This window comes from Cupriavidus sp. TMH.W2 (assembly GCF_050847365.1).
In the GTDB taxonomy this organism is placed as follows: domain Bacteria; phylum Pseudomonadota; class Gammaproteobacteria; order Burkholderiales; family Burkholderiaceae; genus Cupriavidus.
Genome location: NZ_CP193792.1, coordinates 2,191,399 through 2,207,916 on the forward strand (window position 1 = coordinate 2,191,399; position 16,518 = coordinate 2,207,916).

General features: G+C 68.7%; 15 protein-coding genes. 3 read left to right on the forward strand and 12 right to left on the reverse strand.

Features of this window, described 5'->3' with window-relative positions; translation table 11 throughout:
• Positions 1-25: 25 nt before the first annotated feature.
• On the reverse strand, positions 26-778 hold the full coding sequence (surE, locus tag ACREYQ_RS10050; RefSeq protein ID WP_432257493.1) for a 5'/3'-nucleotidase SurE: 753 nt from the start codon (positions 776-778) through the stop codon (positions 26-28).
• 207 nt (positions 779-985) lie between these two features.
• Between surE and ACREYQ_RS10055 the strand changes: the two genes are divergently transcribed.
• Positions 986-1,960 (forward strand): NADPH:quinone oxidoreductase family protein, encoded by a 975-nt coding sequence (locus tag ACREYQ_RS10055; protein ID WP_432257494.1) that lies wholly within the window; start codon positions 986-988, stop codon positions 1,958-1,960.
• A 196-nt stretch (positions 1,961-2,156) separates the two neighbouring features.
• Here the strand turns inward: ACREYQ_RS10055 and ACREYQ_RS10060 are convergent, their stop codons facing one another.
• Complete coding sequence (locus ACREYQ_RS10060) at positions 2,157-3,215, reverse strand: porin (protein WP_432257495.1); 1,059 nt, start codon at positions 3,213-3,215, stop codon at positions 2,157-2,159.
• A 219-nt stretch (positions 3,216-3,434) separates the two neighbouring features.
• On the opposite strand from ACREYQ_RS10060, the gene ACREYQ_RS10065 reads away from it, so the two are divergent.
• Together ACREYQ_RS10065 and ACREYQ_RS10070 are read left to right on the forward strand one after the other, a co-directional pair.
• Positions 3,435-4,109: a response regulator gene (locus tag ACREYQ_RS10065; protein WP_432257496.1), complete on the forward strand. Its 675-nt coding sequence runs from the start codon at positions 3,435-3,437 to the stop codon at positions 4,107-4,109.
• Positions 4,106-5,521, forward strand: a complete 1,416-nt coding sequence (locus ACREYQ_RS10070) for a sensor histidine kinase N-terminal domain-containing protein (protein ID WP_432257497.1) — start codon at positions 4,106-4,108, stop codon at positions 5,519-5,521. Before ACREYQ_RS10065 ends, ACREYQ_RS10070 begins: the two co-directional genes overlap by 4 nt.
• Before the next feature lie 172 nt (positions 5,522-5,693).
• On the opposite strand, the gene ACREYQ_RS10075 is transcribed toward ACREYQ_RS10070, so the two are convergent.
• The 10 genes from ACREYQ_RS10075 to ACREYQ_RS10120 form a co-directional block, all read right to left on the reverse strand.
• Positions 5,694-6,485 carry an ABC transporter permease gene (locus tag ACREYQ_RS10075; RefSeq protein ID WP_432257498.1) on the reverse strand — a complete coding sequence of 264 codons (792 nt, stop codon included), beginning with the start codon at positions 6,483-6,485 and terminating at the stop codon, positions 5,694-5,696.
• Positions 6,486-6,514: 29 nt separating this feature from the next.
• Complete coding sequence (locus tag ACREYQ_RS10080) at positions 6,515-7,327, reverse strand: ABC transporter ATP-binding protein (protein WP_432257499.1); 813 nt, start codon at positions 7,325-7,327, stop codon at positions 6,515-6,517.
• 133 nt (positions 7,328-7,460) lie between these two features.
• The gene (locus tag ACREYQ_RS10085) at positions 7,461-8,504 is read right to left on the reverse strand and encodes an ABC transporter substrate-binding protein (RefSeq protein WP_432257500.1); all 1,044 of its coding nucleotides are present in this window, start codon (positions 8,502-8,504) and stop codon (positions 7,461-7,463) included.
• A 178-nt stretch (positions 8,505-8,682) separates the two neighbouring features.
• Positions 8,683-9,699: a Bug family tripartite tricarboxylate transporter substrate binding protein gene (locus ACREYQ_RS10090; RefSeq protein WP_432257501.1), complete on the reverse strand. Its 1,017-nt coding sequence runs from the start codon at positions 9,697-9,699 to the stop codon at positions 8,683-8,685.
• Between the two features lie 51 nt (positions 9,700-9,750).
• Positions 9,751-10,719, reverse strand: a complete 969-nt coding sequence (locus ACREYQ_RS10095) for a hydroxymethylglutaryl-CoA lyase (RefSeq protein ID WP_432257502.1) — start codon at positions 10,717-10,719, stop codon at positions 9,751-9,753.
• On the reverse strand, positions 10,716-11,912 hold the full coding sequence (locus ACREYQ_RS10100) for a CaiB/BaiF CoA transferase family protein (RefSeq protein WP_432257503.1): 1,197 nt from the start codon (positions 11,910-11,912) through the stop codon (positions 10,716-10,718). The genes ACREYQ_RS10095 and ACREYQ_RS10100 overlap by 4 nt, the downstream gene beginning before the upstream one ends.
• Positions 11,913-12,091: 179 nt before the next feature.
• Positions 12,092-12,997, reverse strand: coding sequence for a LysR substrate-binding domain-containing protein (locus ACREYQ_RS10105; RefSeq protein WP_400313612.1), 906 nt, complete (start codon positions 12,995-12,997; stop codon positions 12,092-12,094).
• Between the two features lie 67 nt (positions 12,998-13,064).
• Entirely contained in the window at positions 13,065-13,679 is a 615-nt protein-coding gene (gene recR, locus ACREYQ_RS10110) for a recombination mediator RecR (RefSeq protein ID WP_010814257.1), read from the reverse strand.
• A gap of 12 nt (positions 13,680-13,691) precedes the next feature.
• A complete protein-coding gene (locus tag ACREYQ_RS10115) occupies positions 13,692-14,024 on the reverse strand; it encodes a YbaB/EbfC family nucleoid-associated protein (RefSeq protein ID WP_078196851.1) in 333 nt (110 codons plus the stop codon).
• A gap of 70 nt (positions 14,025-14,094) precedes the next feature.
• Complete coding sequence (locus ACREYQ_RS10120) at positions 14,095-16,431, reverse strand: DNA polymerase III subunit gamma/tau (protein WP_432257504.1); 2,337 nt, start codon at positions 16,429-16,431, stop codon at positions 14,095-14,097.
• Positions 16,432-16,518 lie beyond the last annotated feature (87 nt).

Genomic DNA, 16,518 nt, shown 5'->3' on the forward strand with positions numbered 1-16,518 from the left:
GACTCTGCGGCTCAGGACAGGCGGCCTACTTCAGCCACTGTTCGAGCGCGTCGAGCTGCCCGCGGTGGGTCAGGTCGAGCTGCAACGGCGTGAGCGAGACATAGCCCTGCGCGGTCGCGTGGAAATCAGTGCCCTCGCTGGCATCGCGCGCATCGCCCGCCGGGCCGATCCAGTAGTTGATGTCGCCGCGCGGATTGACCTGCGTGATCACCGGCTGCGACGGATGGCGCTTGCCCAGGCGCGTGGCGCGGTAGCCCTTGATATGTTCGAACGGCAGGCTCGGGATATTAACGTTGAGCAGGAATGGCTCGGCGGGCGGCATGCCGATGATGCGCTCCACCACGGTGCGCGCCACGCGTGCGGCGGCGTCCAGATGTTCCCAGCCCTTGTCCACCTGCGAGAAGGCCACTGACGGAATGCCCAGCAGGTAGCCCTCGATGGCGGCGGCGACGGTGCCGGAATACAGCACGTCCTCGCCCATGTTCTGTCCCTGGTTGATGCCTGACACCACCAGGTCGGGTTTTTCGTCGAGCAGCCCGGTCAGCGCGATATGCACGCAGTCGGTCGGCGTTCCGTTGACGAAGCGAAAACCTTTTTGCACGCCTTCGCGCGCTTCGTAGATCGACAACGGGCGCTGCAGGGTCAGGGAATTGGAGGCGCCGCTATGGTTCTGCTCCGGCGCGATGACCGTGATCCGGCCCAGCGGCGCGAGCGCAGCATGCAAAACGGCCAGTCCCGGCGCGAGATAACCGTCGTCGTTGGCGAGAAGGATATGCATGCCGCGATTGTACCTGAGCGCGCGGGCGCAAGCGGCCCGCGCGCCGCCCTGAAAGCGCGTTTCCGGCACGGTATGCAGGCCACAAATAACCGCCTCCACAGCTTCGGCATGGAACAGAACGACCGTGCTATTTCTGCGCTACACTTGCCCTGCCCGTCCGCATAAGCTTGACTGGCGCGGAATGCCACCAACATCACCGGAGACAAGATGAAAGCCGTACTGTGCAAAGCCTGGGGCCCGCCCGATTCGCTGACCATCGAAACCCTGCCCGACCTGGTGCCGGCCAAGGGCGAAGTGGTCATCGACGTCAAGGCGGCCGCCGTCAACTTCCCGGATGTGCTCATCATCCAGAACAAATACCAGGCCAAGCCTGAACTGCCGTTCAGCCCGGGCTCGGAACTGGCCGGCGTGGTCAATGCGGTGGGCGAAGGCGTCACCCACGTCAAGCCGGGCGACAAGGTGATCGCCTACCTGGGCAATGGCGCGTTCGCCAGCCAGGCCAAGGCGCCGGCGGCGTCGGTGGTGCCGATGCCTCCGGGCATCGACTTCGAGACCGCGGCGGCCTTCACCCTGACCTACGGCACTTCGCACCACGCGGTCATCGACCGGGGCGAGCTGAAGGCCGGCCAGACCATGCTGGTGCTGGGCGCGGCCGGCGGCGTCGGCCTGGCGGCGATCGAGATCGGCAAGGCCATCGGCGCGCGTGTGATCGCGGCCGCCTCGACCGACGAAAAGCTGGCGGTGTGCAAGGAGCACGGCGCCGATGCCTTCATCAACTACAGCACCGAGGACCTGCGCGAGCGCGTCAAGGCGCTGACCGACGGCAAGGGCCCGGACGTTGTCTATGACCCGGTGGGCGGCATCTATGCCGAACCGGCCTTCCGCTCGATCGGCTGGCGCGGCCGCTACCTGGTGGTGGGTTTCGCCAACGGCGAGATCCCCAGGCTGCCGCTGAACCTGGCGCTGCTCAAGGGGGCCTCGCTGGTGGGCGTGTTCTGGGGCGACTTTGTGCGGCGCGAGCCCAAGGCCAACCAGGCCAATATGGCGCAGATGCTGGGCTGGATGAAGGAAGGCAAGATCCGCCCGCATATCTCGGCGCGCTACCCGCTGGAGCAGGCTCCGCAGGCGCTCAAGGACATGGAAGCGCGCAAGGTCACCGGCAAGATCGTGATCGTGCCCTGAGCGGCACGCACGCCGGCGGTTCGCTCACGGGCAGGCCCGCCGGTAAAAGAATGGGCGCAAGGCGTGCGGCTACGCCCTGCGCCCGGCTGAGGCAACACGCCTCAAGCTGCCGGCCACCCTGGATGGCGCACACCCATGCGCCAGGCGGCTGGCAGTTCCCAATCAGGCAAAGCAGGCCAACGAGGCCGTCCTGCCCTCAGAAGCGATGCTGCAGGCCGGCCATCACGCCGGTCTGGTTGCCGCCGAAGCCGACCAGGTCGCGCGAGACGCTGACCTTCTGGCCGTTGCGCGCTTCGGCATAACCCACCGACAGATAAGCCAGCGTGCGCTTGGACAGCGCGTACTGGCCGCGCAGCGAGAACAGGATCGGGTCCGCATTGCTGCCGCCCTTGATGTTCTGCTTGTAGACCGCGCCGTACAGCGTGAACGCCGGCGTGAAGTCATAGCTGGCGCCGCCCCAGTACATGTCGCTGCGGTCATCCGGCGCGCCCGTGGTGAAGGTGCGCTTGTAGTTGCGGTAGCCGGCGAACAGCGCCAGGTTGCCGAAGTCGTAGCTGGCGCCGGCATGGATGCCCTGGATGTAGTTGGTGCTGTCGGCCGGCGTGGTGCTGCTGCCGGCGCCGTTCTGGCGGTCCCAGGTGGCGGCCGCGGCAAACTTGCCGGCGTTGTAGCCCACCCCCAGCGCGTACTTGGACGAGCTCTTGAAATCCCCCGCCACTTCACCCATCGCCATGGTCGCGCCCAGCTTCAGGCCGCCGAAGGTGCCGTCATAGCGGATCGCATTCGAGGCGCGCGAGAACAGCCCGTCCTTGCGGCCGCCGGTCGCGGTCGACGAGGTCGCCCACGAATAGGCCGGCGCGTAGCCCATCGGGTCGAACGGCAGCATGAAGTCGTAGGTCGTGGTGAAGGTGCGGCCCAGCACTACCTGGCCGTAGCGGCTCGCCAGGCCCACCGTGGCACGGCGATCGAACAGCGTGTTGTCGGTGTCCAGCTTGCCGGTGTCGATGGCGATGCCGCTTTCCAGGGCAAAGACCGCCTTCAGGCCGCCGCCCAGATCTTCGCTGCCGCGGATGCCCCAGCGCGAGGTGTTCTTGCCGCCCGAGGTCAGCTTGACTGCCGAGCCGTTCGGACCCGCGTGGCTGACATATTCGATGCCGGCGTCCACCAGGCCATACATGGTCACGCTCGATTGGGCGGATGCCGACCCGGCCGCAGCCAGACCCAGCGCTGCGAATGTCATTGCCGTACGCTTCATGCTCTCTCCTTGCTTGTGCTTGTTGTGGTAATCGTTAGCCGGCCGGATGGTAGGGGACACGCACTTTCAGTTCGCTTTCGGAATGCAGGCTTTTCGCGGGCACGCGCCGCCGCGGGGTTGGTGGTTTCCCTAGCTTCAAAGCGGGCGCGCTTCCCTGTATCAGTCTGGCCTCGGCCGTTGCGGCCGTTTTTCCGGTTTGCCGCCTGACTGCCCTGCCCCATGCGTATCCTGCTTGCCGAAGACAATGTGATGCTGGCGAACTCCCTGAGCCAGGCCCTGGGCCAGGCCGGCTTCACGGTCGACTGCATGCACGACGGCCGCAGCGCCGACAACCTGCTCAGCACGCAGGACTACGCACTGCTGATCCTGGACCTGGGCCTGCCCGGCCTGGACGGGCTGGAAGTGCTGCGCCGCCTGCGCCAGCGCCGCAACCCGCTGCCGGTGCTGATCCTGACCGCGCACGGCTCGGTCGAGGACCGCGTGCGCGGGCTGGACCTGGGCGCCGACGACTACCTGGCCAAGCCCTTCGACCTGTCCGAGCTGGAAGCGCGCGCCCGCGCGCTCATCCGCCGCGCCCATGGCCACGACAGCACGCAGATCGCCTGTGGCCCGCTGCACTACGACAGCATCAGCCGTGCCTTCCTGCTCCATGGCGAGCTGCTGCCGCTGACCGGGCGCGAGCGTGCCGTGCTGGAAGTGCTGCTGCTGCGCGACGGCCGCGCGGTCAACAAGGGCGCCCTGTCCGAGAAGATCTTCGGCATCGACGAATCGGTCAATCCGGACGCGATCGAGATCTACGTGCACCGGTTGCGCAAGAAGCTCGACGGCAGCGGCGTGGCCATCGTCACGCTGCGCGGGCTGGGCTACCTGCTCGAAGCGCGGCCGGCGGCATGAAGCCGCGCCGGGCGCCCAGCCTGCGGCTGCAGCTGTCGCTGTGGCTGCTGCTGCCGCTGATGGGCCTGCTCGCGCTGGACGCGTGGATGACCTATGAGCGCGCCATGTCGGCCGCGCATATCGCCTTCGACCGCACGCTGGAGGCGTCGCTGCGCGCGATGCGCGAAGGCATCAGCCTGCGCGAGGGCCGGCTTGACGTCGACGTGCCCAACCTGGCGCTGGAACTCTTCGACGACCAGGCCGGCCCGCACATCTACTACCGCATCCGCGACGAGCACGGCGCCACCGTGACCGGCTACGACGACCTGCCGATGCCGGCCGAGGCGCCGCTGCGGCTGTACCGCACCGTGTTCTATGACACCGTATTCCGCGACCAGCCGCTGCGCATGGCGGCCCAGCCGCTGCCGGTGCACGACGTGGGCTCGGCGCATGCGCGGCTGGTATGGGTACTGGTGGGCGAGACCATCGAGCCGCGCCAGTTGGTGGCGCGCGACATCCTGATCGGCTCGCTGCTGCAGGAGCTGATGCTGGTGACGCTGGCGCTGGGCATCGTCTGGCTCGGGGTGCGGCGCGGGCTGCGGCCGCTGAACCGGCTCTCCGACACCGTGGCGCGGCGCGGCACGCAGCTCGAGCCGATCGAACAGAAGGACCTGCCCGCCGAGATGAAGCCGCTGGTGCAGGCGCTGAACCAGTATATGGACCGGCTCCACGGCATGGTGCAGGCGCGCAAGCGCTTCTTCGCCGATGCCGCGCACCAGCTCAAGACGCCGCTGGCGATCATCCAGGCGCAGTCCGAGCTGGCGCTGCGCGAGCGCGACGGCGAACGCGTGCGCGAGCATATGCGGCTGCTGCACGGCACCGTGCGCCATGCGTCCAAGGGCGTGCAGCAGCTGCTCTCGCTATCGCGGCTGGAACCCGACGCGGGCTATATGCCCACGCTCAGGCCGCTGCGGCTCGATACGCTGGCGCAGGGCGTGGCGCTGGACTGGGCGCCGGTGGCGCGGGGCAGCGAGGTGGACCTGGGCTTCGAGCAGGAAGGGCCGGTTGAGGTCGCGGGCCAGGCCGAGCTGCTGCAGGAACTGACGGGCAACCTGATCGACAACGCGATCCGCTATGCGGGCCGTGGCGCGGTGGTGACAGTGCGCATGGCGCTGGATGGCGGCGTGGCGCGGCTGCAGGTGATCGACAATGGCCCTGGCATCGCGCCGGCCGAACGCGATGCTGTGTTCGGGCGCTTCTATCGGGGCGAACGCGGACAGGCGGTGGATGGCACGGGCCTGGGATTATCGATCGTGCGGGAGATCGCGCGGTTGCATGGGGCAGTGGTTGAACTTGAGGATACGGCCGGAGGCGGGCTGACGGTGTCGGTGCAATTCGGCGCTGTCGACAGCAATCGCGAGGCTTGTCCCTAACCGCTTGGGTACTCCCTCTCCCGCTTGCGGGAGAGGGTTGGGGTGAGGGCCGGAGCATCCACGAAGTCCAGCCTGCGGTATACCACCGCCTGCCCTCACCCCCTGCCCCTCTCCCGCAAGCGGGAGAGGGGAGCAAACCGCCGGCCTGCCACGCTTGCCGGCATGTCCTGCATCAAAGCTTCTCCGTCTCCCCGCTCTTCGGCTGCCACTTCATCAACCGCTTCTCGCCGGTGCCGACCATCCAGTCCAGCACCAGCGCAAACGCCGTCAGCACCACGATGCCGGCAAACACGGTATTGATGTCGAACGTGCCTTCGGCCTGCAGGATCAGGTAGCCCACGCCGCGCGCCGAGCCCAGGTATTCGCCCACCACCGCGCCCACGAAGGCCAGGCCCACGGAGGTATGCAGCGACGAGAACACCCAGCTGGTCGCACTCGGCAGGTAGACATGGCGCAGCAGCTGCTTGTGGTTGGCGCCCAGCATGCGCGCGTTGGCCAGCACCACCGGGCTCACTTCCTTGACGCCCTGGTAGACGTTGAAGAAGACGATGAAGAACACCAACGTCACCGCCAGCGCTACCTTCGACCAGATGCCCAGGCCGAACCAGACCGCGAAGATCGGCGCCAGGATCACGCGCGGCATCGAGTTCATGGCCTTGACGTAGGGATCGAGGATGGCCGAGGTCAGCGGGCTCAGCGCCAGCCACAGGCCCACGCCCAGCCCCGCCACCGTGCCGATGCCGAAGGCCAGCACGGTTTCGATCAGCGTCACGCCCAGGTGCAGGTAGATATCGCGCTCGACGATAAACCAGCTCCAGATGCGCTGCGCCACCATCAGCGGCTCGCCGAAGAAAAAGGCAACCTCCTGCGAGCGCGTGGCCAGGTGCCACACGCCGAGGATCACCACCAGGACGAGCAGCTGCCAGACACGCAGCATGCCCTTGGAGTCAGTACGGAATGCCATCGGGATTCAGGTCTTGTTTGTTGGATGGCTCAGGCCACCTTGCGCTGCTGGGCGTAACCCTTGAGCACTTCCTCGCGCAGCACGTCCCAGATCGCGGCGTGCAGCTCGACAAAACGCGGATGGTTGCGGATCTCGGCCACGTCGCGCGGGCGCGGCAGGTCGATCTCGAACTCGCCGATCGGATGCGTGCCGGGGCCGGCCGACAGCACCACCACGCGGTCGCTCATGGCGATGGCCTCGTCCAGGTCGTGGGTGATGAAGAGCACGGCCTTGCGCTTGGCGGCCCACAGTTCCAGCACCTCGTTCTCCATCAGCTGGCGGGTCTGGATATCCAGCGCCGAGAACGGCTCGTCCATCAGGATGATGTCCGGGTCCAGCACCAGCGTCTGCGCCAGCGCGACCCGCTTGCGCATGCCGCCCGAGAGCTGGTGCGGATAGCGGTCGCCAAAGCCGCCCAGGCCCACGCGGCGCAGCCATTCCTCGCCCTGCTGCACGGCCTCGGCACGTGCCACGCCGCGGAATTCCAGGCCGGCAACGACGTTATCCAGCGCGCTGCGCCAGGGCATCAGCGCCTCCGCCTGGAACATGTAGCCAGCGCGCCGGTTGATGCCGCGCAGGGGCTCGCCGAATACGCGCACCTCGCCGCTGGAAGGCTCCAGCAGGCCGGCGCCGACGTTCAGCAGCGTGGACTTGCCGCAGCCGGTCGGGCCGACCACGGATACAAATTCGCCGGGCTGGATCGACAGCGTGACATCCTTGACCGCGGTATAGCGCTGGCTGCGCTCATCGCGCGAGACAAAGGTGCAGGTGACCTGGTCGAGGGAAAGTGCGGGAGTGCTCATGGTGTACCGTCTCGGTCCCGCGGCGGCGGCGCCGGGGGGCGCGGCACGGGCGGGTGATGATGGATTGGCCATCGATGCTGCGAAGCATAGGCCCGCTGCGGACAGCGGGCCGGTGGCACCGGCGGCAGGGGTCTTACTTGTACTTGGCGTTGGCCTTCTGCACGAAGGCGTTGGTGTAGGTCTCTTCCAGCTTGACCGGCTTGCCCTTCAGCTCGGCGTCGAACTGGCTCAGCGCGTTGAACGCGGTGCGCGGGCCGTCGGCCGGCATGGTGCCGTCCGGCGAGATGGCTTCCCTGACCTTCTCCCACGCGGCCAGGTACAGCGCGCGGTCACCCAGCAGGTAGCTTTCCGGCACGGTCTTGACGATATCCGACGGGCCCGCCTTCTGCAGCCACTTGAGCGCGCGCACCATGGCGTTGGTCAGCGCCTGCGTGGTGTTGGGGTTCTGGTGGATAAACGCCTGCGAGGCATACAGGCAGCCCGACGGCATGCTGCCGCCGAACACGGCCTGCGTGTCCTTGAGCGTGCGGGTATCCGAGGCGATGCGCACTTCGTTCTTCTGCGTCAGCATCGACACCACCGGGTCCAGGTTGGCCATGGCATCGATCTGGCCCGAACGCATCGCCGCCACCGCGCCGGCGCTGGCGCCCACGCCGATGAAGGACACGTCGGACGGCTTCATGCCGGCCTTGGCGAGCACGAAGTTGGCCATCATGTTGGTCGAAGAGCCCGGCGCGGTCACGCCGATCTTCTTGCCCTTCAGGTCGGCGATCGACTTGTAGTTGGGCATGGTCTTGTTCGACACCACCAGCACGATCTGCGGGGCGCGGCCCTGCAGCACGAATTCCTGGTAGCGCTGGCCCTTGGCCTGCAGATTGATGGTGTGCTCGTACGCGCCCGAGACCACATCGGCGCTGCCGCCCACCACGGCCTGCAGCGCCTTGGCGCCGCCGGCAAAGTCGACGATCTCGACGTCGAGCCCTTCGTCCTTGAAGTAGCCCAGGCGCTCGGCGATGGTCAGCGGCAGGTAGTAGAACAGGTTCTTGCCGCCGACCGCGATGGTGACCTTGGTCTTCTCGGGCTTGCCCTGCGCCTGCGCCTGGCCGAAGGTGAACCAGCCAGCCAGGAACAGCGCCAGCGCGATCAGGAATTGCTTCCAGAATTTTTTGTTATACATGCGGATCTCCTACCCGTTTGGACTGGCGCTGCGGCACGTGCGCTCGCAGGGGGCGCGCCGCGGCGCGGCAAATTGCGATGCTACCGGTCGGTGTGATGTACCGCATCGGTATCAATACCTAGCAAACCCGGCAGCCTAGCGCCCCTACCTTTCGATCACCTTGCCTCAGCCATCGCCATCATTCCGCGTGGATGTCGGCGGACTTGATCACCTTGGCCCAGCGCACCAGTTCCGCCTGCTGGTATTGCGCCAGCTGCTGCGGGTTCATGTACTTCGCCTCGGCGCCCAGTTCCTCGGCCTTCTTGCGGAAGGCCTCGGTGCGCATGATCTTCTCGATCTCGCCAGTCAGCTTGTCGATCACCGGCCTGGGCGTGCCCGCCGGCGCGTACATCGCGAACCACGACGACACGTCCAGGTCGGGGTAGCCGGCCTCGGGCGCCGACGGCACGTCCTTCAGGCTGGGCAGGCGGGTCTTGCTGGTCACCACCAGCGGGCGCAGCTTGCCGGCGGCGATATGGCCCATCAGCGGCGGCGGCGTGGTGATGGTGAGGTCGACCGAGCCGCCCAGCAGGTCGGTCATGGCCGGGCCGGTGCCTTTGTAGGGCACGTGCGTGATCTTCGTGCCGGCCATCTGGTTCAGCAGCTCGGTCGACACATGCTGCAGCGAGCCGTTGCCCGACGAGGCGTAGTTGAGCTTGTCCGGATGGGCCTTGGCGTAGGCCACCAGTTCCTTCAGCGTCTTGACCGGCAGGCTCGGACGCACCACCAGCACCTGCGGCGCCGACAGGATGTTGGCCACTGGCGCGAAGTCCTTGACCGGGTCCCACGACAAGTTCTTCACCAGCAGCGGCGTGATCACGTGGAAGCCCGAGTACTGCAGCATCAGCGTGTAGCCATCGGGCCTGGCACGCGCCACCAGCTGCGCAGCGATGCTGCCATTGCCACCCGGACGGTTGTCCACCACCACCGGCTGGCCGAGGGCCCTGGACAGCGGTTCGGCAATCATCCGCGCCGCGAGGTCGGTGGTGCCGCCGGCCGCGGCCGATACCACCAGCGTCACCGGCCGGTTGGGATAGCCACCGTCCTGCGCCAGCGCGGCGGGGGCGATCCACGCCGCGCCGAGTGCCGCCAGCGCGGCGGCCACGGCCTTGCGCCGTACGGGCACGACCGGCTTGTGTTGAAGGGCTTTCTTCATGAGGGTCTCCGTTATCTTGTGAATGCTTTGTTCTTGTACTGGCGGGCCGTGCTAGACCTGCCCGGCGAAATGCTCCGCCATCCAGGCCGGCGGCTGGTGCGTGTGCAGGCGCGGGCCGGCGCTGAGCAGCTGGCTGTGGAGGTCGCGCCCGACCAGCGCCGGCATGCCGGCCACCACGTCGAGCAGTGCGCCCAGGTCGACGCCGGTCTCGACGCCCATGCAGTCGAACATGTGGACCAGGTCTTCGGTGCTGACATTGCCGCTGGCACCGGGGGCGTACGGGCAGCCGCCGAGGCCGCCGGCGGCCGCGTCGAAGCGCGTCACGCCGGTCTGCCAGGCAGCGAGGGCATTGGCCAGGCCCATGCCGCGGGTGTTATGCAGATGGATGGTCAGGCCGGTACGCGGCAGCGCTGCCTGGAAGGTCTCGCACAGTGCCGCGACCTGGTCCGGACAGGCCATGCCGGTGGTGTCGCACAGCGTGATGCCGGCCGCGCCGGCCTCGGCAAAGCGCGTGGCCAGCGCCATCACCGCGGCGCTGTCGACCTCGCCCTCGAAGGGGCAGCCGAACACGGTCGACAGCGAAATATTGACCGGTACCCCGGCGCCGCGCGCCGCCCCGATCATCGCCAGCAACTGCTCTTGCGACTGCCGGCGCGTCATGCGCAGGTTGGCGCGGTTGTGCGTCTCGCTGGCCGACATCACCAGGTTGACCTCGTCCGGGCGGCACGACAGCGCACGCTCCAGCCCGCGCAGGTTGGGCACCAGCGCGGTGTAGCGCACGCCTGCGTGACGCTGCATGCGGTGCATCAGCGCCTCGGCATCGGCCAGCGCGGGGATGGCGCGGGCCGAGGTGAACGAGGTGGCTTCGATGCGGGCGAAGCCGCAGGCCGAGAGCGCATCGAGGAAGGCCACCTTGGCGTCGGTCGGCACCACCACCGGCTCGATCTGCAGGCCGTCGCGCGGCGCAACTTCGTTGATCTCGACGCGCGCGGGGCCGCGCAACCGGCTGGCGGCGCTCATGCGATCACCTTGCGCGCGCGCAGGTCGGCGATAGCCGCGTCATCGAAGCCCGCCTGCTTCAGCACGTCATCGGTATGCTCGCCGAGCGTGGGCGCACGGTCATGGATGGCGCCGGGGCTGGCCGACAGTTTGGGCACCACGCCCGGCACTTCCACCGTCAGGCCGCCGGCCGAGGTCACCGATTCGATCACGCCACGGGCGCGGTAGTGCGGGTCTTCGGCGATGTCCTTGACGGTATAGATGCGGCCTGACGGCACCTGCGCGTCGCGCAGCACCGCCAGCGCCGCGTCCACAGTCTGCGTGCGGGTCCAGTCGGCGATCGCGGCATCGATCTCGTCGACGCGCTGCACGCGGCCGTCGTTGCGTTCCAGGGCGGGATCGTCAGCCAGGTCGGCGCGGCCGATGGCCAGCATCATGCGCTTGAAGATGGCGTCGCCGTTGGCTGCCACCAGCACGTATTCGCCGCTGGCGCAGGGATAGGCGTTGGACGGCGCGATCCCGGGCAGCGCACCGCCGGCGGGCTGGCGCACCGCGCCGAAGGCCGAGTATTCCGGCAGAAGGCTTTCGCTCAGGTTGAACAGCGACTCGTACAGCGCCACGTCGATGACCTGGCCTTCGCCGCCGCGCGCGTCGCGCTGATACAGCGCAAGCAGAACGCCCATGGCGCCGTGCAGGCCGGCGATGGTGTCGCCCAGCGACAGGCCGGCGCGCACCGGCGCGCGGCCCGGCTCGCCGGTCAGGTGGCGCAGGCCGGCCATGGCTTCGGCCACGGCGGCAAAGCCGGGCTCGTCCTTCTTCGGCCCGGTCTGGCCGTAGCCCGACACGCGCAGCATGATCAGGCGCGGGTTGTCGGCATGCAGCACGTCCCAGCCAAGGCCCCACTTCTCCATGGTGCCGGGGCGGAAGTTCTCGATCAGGACGTCGGCCTGGGCGGCCAGCTTGCGCACCAGCGCCTGGCCTTCCGGCTGGCGCAGGTCGATGCAGATCGATTCCTTGTTGCGCGACTGCGCTTCCCACCAGACCGAGGTGCCCTCATGCAGCATGCGCCATTTGCGCAGCGGGTCGCCCTGTCCCGGCGGCTCCACCTTGATGATATGGGCGCCAAAGTCGGCCAGGGTCTTGGCGGCGAAGGGGCCGGCGATGAGTTGTCCGAGTTCGAGGACGCGAATGCCCTCGAGGATCTGTTGCGCCATGGGGTGTCTCCGTGCGATGCGGCTGTCTTGTTGCAGTGCGGCAAAGCCAATGACTGGCGTGCCATACATTGCGTTCGGACGGAGTGTGCCCCAGCACGGGGCTTGCCAGGAATCGGCAATCGGTGAAGCGGGCTTTCTCGGAACGCGAAAGGCCTGGGGAAAGCCCTAGGCAGCAGGCGTCAGAACGGCGCCCGGTCCCCGCACAGGTGGGTAATCAGCAAGCGTGCCGAGACGGTCAGGCCGGCCGGGTCGCGCAGCCCGATCAGCAGCGAGCGGCGCGCCCACGCGTCCTGCAGCGACACCAGCGACAGCCCCATCGACTTGACGTGCGGCTCGGCCGCGATGCGCGGCAGCACGCCCACGCCCAGCCCCGCCATCACCATGCGGCACATGGCATCGAAGCTGCGCACCTGGATGCGCAGCCGGAACGGCCGGTCCAGCCGGCTGCTCTCCTCCAGCAGGCGCGCAGCCAGCGAAGTCTCCTGCGGCAGGCTGACGAAGTCGAATTCCAGCGTATCGGCGTAGCGCACCGGGCCGCGCGCGGCCAGCGGATGGTTGGGCGGGGTAATGATGACCAGCTCGTCCTGCCGGTACTCGATCGTCATCAGCCCGGCAGCAGGAGTGCGGTCGGCGAAGATGCCGACGTCGGCGCGGTTCTCGACCAGCGCGGCGACGATATCGCGGCTGTTCTGCTCTTCCAGCTCGATGCGGATGGTGGGATGGCGCTGCATGAACGACGCCAGGTCGTCCGGCAGGAACTGCGTGATCGCCGAGGTATTGGCGCACACCCGCACCTGCCCGCGCACGCCCGAGGCGTAGTCCGACATCACCCCGGCCATGCGCTCCACATCCTGCAGGATGGTCAGCGCGTGGTGGAAACAGGCCTGGCCGGCTTCGGTGAGCTGCACGCCGGCGGCATGGCGGAAGAACAGCGGCGCGCCGACCGCGGTTTCCAGGTCGGAGATGCGCTTGCTGGCGGCCGCCACGGCCAGGTGCGACTGGCGCGCGCCGGCCGAGATGCTGCCCTGCCGGGCCACGGCGACGAACAAGCCAAGCGTGACAAGATCGAAGCGGGCCAGGTTCATGGGGCGGGCAAGATGGCGTAGAAATCCGAAGACCGGCGCGCGGGCAAGCGGCCCCGCGCGATCGGGCTCAGAGGTTGCGGCGGTCCATCACCGCGCGGGCGATGGTGCCGGCATCGACGTATTCCAGCTCGCCGCCCACCGGCACGCCGCGCGCCAGGCGCGACACCTTGAGGCCGCGCGCCTTGAGCATCTCGCCGATATAGTGCGCGGTGGCCTCGCCCTCGCTGGTGAAGTTGGTGGCGACGATGACTTCGCCGACCGGGCCGCCCAGCTCGGGCTCGGTCGCGCGCGCGAGCAGCCGGTCCAGGTGGATCTCGCGCGGGCCGATGCCGTCCAGCGGCGAGAGCCGGCCCATCAGCACGAAGTACTTGCCGCGATAGGTCAGGGTCTGTTCGATCATGACCTGGTCGGCCGGGGTTTCCACCACGCACAGTACCGACGCGTCGCGGCGGTCGTCCAGGCAAGTCTCGCAGATCTCCTGCTCGGTGAAGGTGTTGCAGCGCTGGCAGTGGCGGATATGGTCCGCCGCGCCGCGCAGTGCATCGCCCAGCTTGCGCGCGCCCTCGCGGTCGTGCTGCAGCAGGTGGTAGGCCATGCGCTGGGCGGACTTGGGCCCGACGCCGGGCAACACCCGCAGCGCTTCGACCAGTGCCTGCAGCGAGGTCGGGGACGATGCCTTCACGGTCGCTTGTCTTTAGAACGGCAGCTTGAAGCCCGGGGGCAGAGGCAGGCCGGAGGTCATCGAGCCCATCTTTTCCTGCGTGGTGGCTTCGGCCTTGCGCACGGCGTCGTTGAAGGCGGCGGCGACCAGGTCTTCCAGCAGGTCTTTGTCCTCGCCCTCGGCCAGCAGGCTGGGGTCGATGGTGACGCGCTTGACGTCGTTCTTGCAGGTCATGAGCACCTTGACGAGACCGGCGCCGGACTGGCCCTCGACTTCGATCAGGGCCAGCTGCTCCTGCATCTTCTTCATGTTTTCCTGCATCTGCTGGGCTTGCTTCATCAGCCCGGCGAGTTGACCTTTCATCATGATGGAATGCTCCTGGATTCGGTAAGAAATTCGGTGACGGTAATTCGGTAAGGCCAATGCAGGCCGCCGGTCAGGCGGCGCGCGGCTGGATCGAGCCCGGCACGATCTGGCCGCCAAAGTCGCGCAGCAGCCCCTGCACGAAGGGATCGGCCTGGATCACGGCCTCGGCCTGGCGCTGGCGTTCGGCGCGGGCCTCGGCATCGGCTGCCGCCGCGGTGATGGAAACCCCGCCCACCTCGCAGACCACGCGCACGGGTTCGCCGAAGTGGTCGCACAGCGCCTGCTGCAGCCGCTCGGCCACGCCGTTCTCGCCCAGGGCCGCGACCGGGATGCGCAGGTGGAAGGTACGCCCGACCACCTGTGTCAGTTCGCTCTGGTAGGCCAGCTGCTGCGCCAGGCCCTTCAGGGGCAGGCCGGCGGCCAGCACCGGCCATTCGCCGGTGAAGGCCGGCGGGGTGCCATCCTCGCCCGCCGCAGGCGGACGCGGGGCGACCAATTTGGCGGACTCTGCGGGCGCCGGGGCCGGCTGCGTGGCAGGGGCGGCGGCCTCGCGGGCCGGCTCGGCCTCACGCGCAGGCACCCTGCCCGGCCGGGCGGCGCCGTTGCGTGGCGCGGCGGCGCGCGGTGCCGGTTCGCTGAAACCGTGGTCGCTGTAGCCGGGATCGCTGTCATAGGGGCCGATGACCGGCAGGTCAGGCGGCAGTTCTTCCCACGGCGGCACGTCGCTGCCACCCGCCAGTTCCCAGGGTGGCACGGATTCCGGATCCGGCTGGCGCGCCGCGGGTCGTGCCGCCGCTGCAGGCGGCTGGGCCGGCGGCTGCGCGGGCGCCTTCGCAACCGGCGCCGGCGCTGCAGGCGGGCGGCTCACGGCTGCCGCGCCGGGGGCGCGCAAGGGCTGGGCCGGCGGGCGCTGCGCGGCGGCCGGTGCGGCCGGCATGGCCGGCGGCGGGGTCTTGCGGGCACCGCCGCCGCGCGCGGCGGAAGCCTGGCGGGCAGCGGCCAGTGCGGCGGCGGCGGGCGACATGGTGCCGTTGGCGGCCGCCGGGCGTGCTGGCGTGGCTTCAGCGGATGCGGGAACTGTGGCCGGCGCCGCGGCAGCTTCGGCCACGGACGCGGGCGGTACCGCCCGTGCGGGCATCGGGGCAGGCGCCGGTGCCACCGCCGTAGCAGCCTTGGCGTGTGCGACGGGATTGGCTGCAGCCGCCGCGTAGCGGCCGTCGACGGGCTGGGCAACTTCAAGCGCCGCGGCGCCGCGCTGGCGCGCAGGCGCGGCACCGCCGCCCTGCCCCTGCGTCGTGGTCGGCTCGGACGACGGCCGGAACGCCAGCATGCGCAGCAGCGTCATGGTGAAGCCGGCGTACTCGTCCGGCGCCAGCGCCAACTCGCTGCGGCCCAGGTTGGCGATCTGGTAGAACAGTTGCACTTCCTGCGCGTCGAACACGCCGGCCAGGCGCCGCACCTCATCGGCTTCGGGCCATTCGTCCTGCACCGAGGCCGGCACGGCCTGCGCCAGCGCGACCTTGTGCAGCAGCGAGCCCAGGTCCTGCAGCGCGCCGGCAAACGACAGGCTGCGGTCGGCCATGGCATCGGCAAGCGCCAGCATGGCGGCGCCGTCCTCGGCGGCCAGCGCGTCGAGCAGTTGCACGAGGTAGCCCTGGTCGATCGCGCCCAGCATGCCGCGCACCGCGTCTTCCGACACCTGGCCCGCGCTGTAGGCGATGGCCTGGTCGGTCAGCGACAGCGCATCGCGCATCGAGCCGTGCGCGGCCTGGGCCAGCAGCCGCAGCGCATTGCCGTCGTGGGCAATGCCTTCCTGCGCCAGGATATGGTCCAGGTGCGAGACGATATGCCCCGGCGGCATCTGCTTCAGGTTGAACTGCAGGCAGCGCGACAGCACCGTGACCGGGATCTTCTGCGGGTCGGTGGTGGCAAGGATGAACTTGACGTGCCCGGGCGGCTCTTCCAGCGTCTTCAGCATGGCGTTGAAGGCGTGGTTGGTCAGCATGTGCACTTCGTCGATCATGTAGACCTTGAAGCGCCCGGAGGCCGGGGCGTAGACCGCCTTGTCCAGCAGCTGCGCCATCTCATCGACGCCGCGGTTGGAGGCGGCATCCATCTCGATGTAGTCGACGAAGCGGCCGCTGTCGATCTCCTGGCAGGCCTTGCACTGCCCGCACGGCTGGGCGGTGATGCCGCCGTTGCCGTCGGGGCCGGTGCAGTTCAGGGCCTTGGCCAGGATCCGCGACAGCGTGGTCTTGCCGACCCCGCGCGTGCCGGTGAACAGGTAGGCGTGGTGCAGCCGCTGTTGTTCCAGCGCGTGCGTGAGCGCGCGGACCACGTGCTCCTGGCCGACCAGCGTGGTGAAATCCCTGGGGCGCCATTTGCGCGCTAGAACTTGATAACTCATGGCGGCGATTGTAGCAAAAGGCGGCCCCCCTCCGGCCGCCGCCGCCCCGGCCCCGCGGTCTTTATTCGCCACGCGCCGCGCGGGCCG

Bases quoted from the DNA above. Each gene is read 5' to 3' on its own strand.
- surE (WP_432257493.1), bottom strand. From the start codon at position 778: ATGCATATCCTTCTCGCCAACGACGACGGTTATCTCGCGCCGGGACTG.
- ACREYQ_RS10055 (WP_432257494.1), top strand. From the start codon at position 986: ATGAAAGCCGTACTGTGCAAAGCCTGGGGCCCGCCCGATTCGCTGACC.
- ACREYQ_RS10060 (WP_432257495.1), bottom strand. From the start codon at position 3,215: ATGAAGCGTACGGCAATGACATTCGCAGCGCTGGGTCTGGCTGCGGCC.
- ACREYQ_RS10065 (WP_432257496.1), top strand. From the start codon at position 3,435: ATGCGTATCCTGCTTGCCGAAGACAATGTGATGCTGGCGAACTCCCTG.
- ACREYQ_RS10070 (WP_432257497.1), top strand. From the start codon at position 4,106: ATGAAGCCGCGCCGGGCGCCCAGCCTGCGGCTGCAGCTGTCGCTGTGG.
- ACREYQ_RS10075 (WP_432257498.1), bottom strand. From the start codon at position 6,485: ATGGCATTCCGTACTGACTCCAAGGGCATGCTGCGTGTCTGGCAGCTG.
- ACREYQ_RS10080 (WP_432257499.1), bottom strand. From the start codon at position 7,327: ATGAGCACTCCCGCACTTTCCCTCGACCAGGTCACCTGCACCTTTGTC.
- ACREYQ_RS10085 (WP_432257500.1), bottom strand. From the start codon at position 8,504: ATGTATAACAAAAAATTCTGGAAGCAATTCCTGATCGCGCTGGCGCTG.
- ACREYQ_RS10090 (WP_432257501.1), bottom strand. From the start codon at position 9,699: ATGAAGAAAGCCCTTCAACACAAGCCGGTCGTGCCCGTACGGCGCAAG.
- ACREYQ_RS10095 (WP_432257502.1), bottom strand. From the start codon at position 10,719: ATGAGCGCCGCCAGCCGGTTGCGCGGCCCCGCGCGCGTCGAGATCAAC.
- ACREYQ_RS10100 (WP_432257503.1), bottom strand. From the start codon at position 11,912: ATGGCGCAACAGATCCTCGAGGGCATTCGCGTCCTCGAACTCGGACAA.
- ACREYQ_RS10105 (WP_400313612.1), bottom strand. From the start codon at position 12,997: ATGAACCTGGCCCGCTTCGATCTTGTCACGCTTGGCTTGTTCGTCGCC.
- ACREYQ_RS10115 (WP_078196851.1), bottom strand. From the start codon at position 14,024: ATGATGAAAGGTCAACTCGCCGGGCTGATGAAGCAAGCCCAGCAGATG.
- ACREYQ_RS10120 (WP_432257504.1), bottom strand. From the start codon at position 16,431: ATGAGTTATCAAGTTCTAGCGCGCAAATGGCGCCCCAGGGATTTCACC.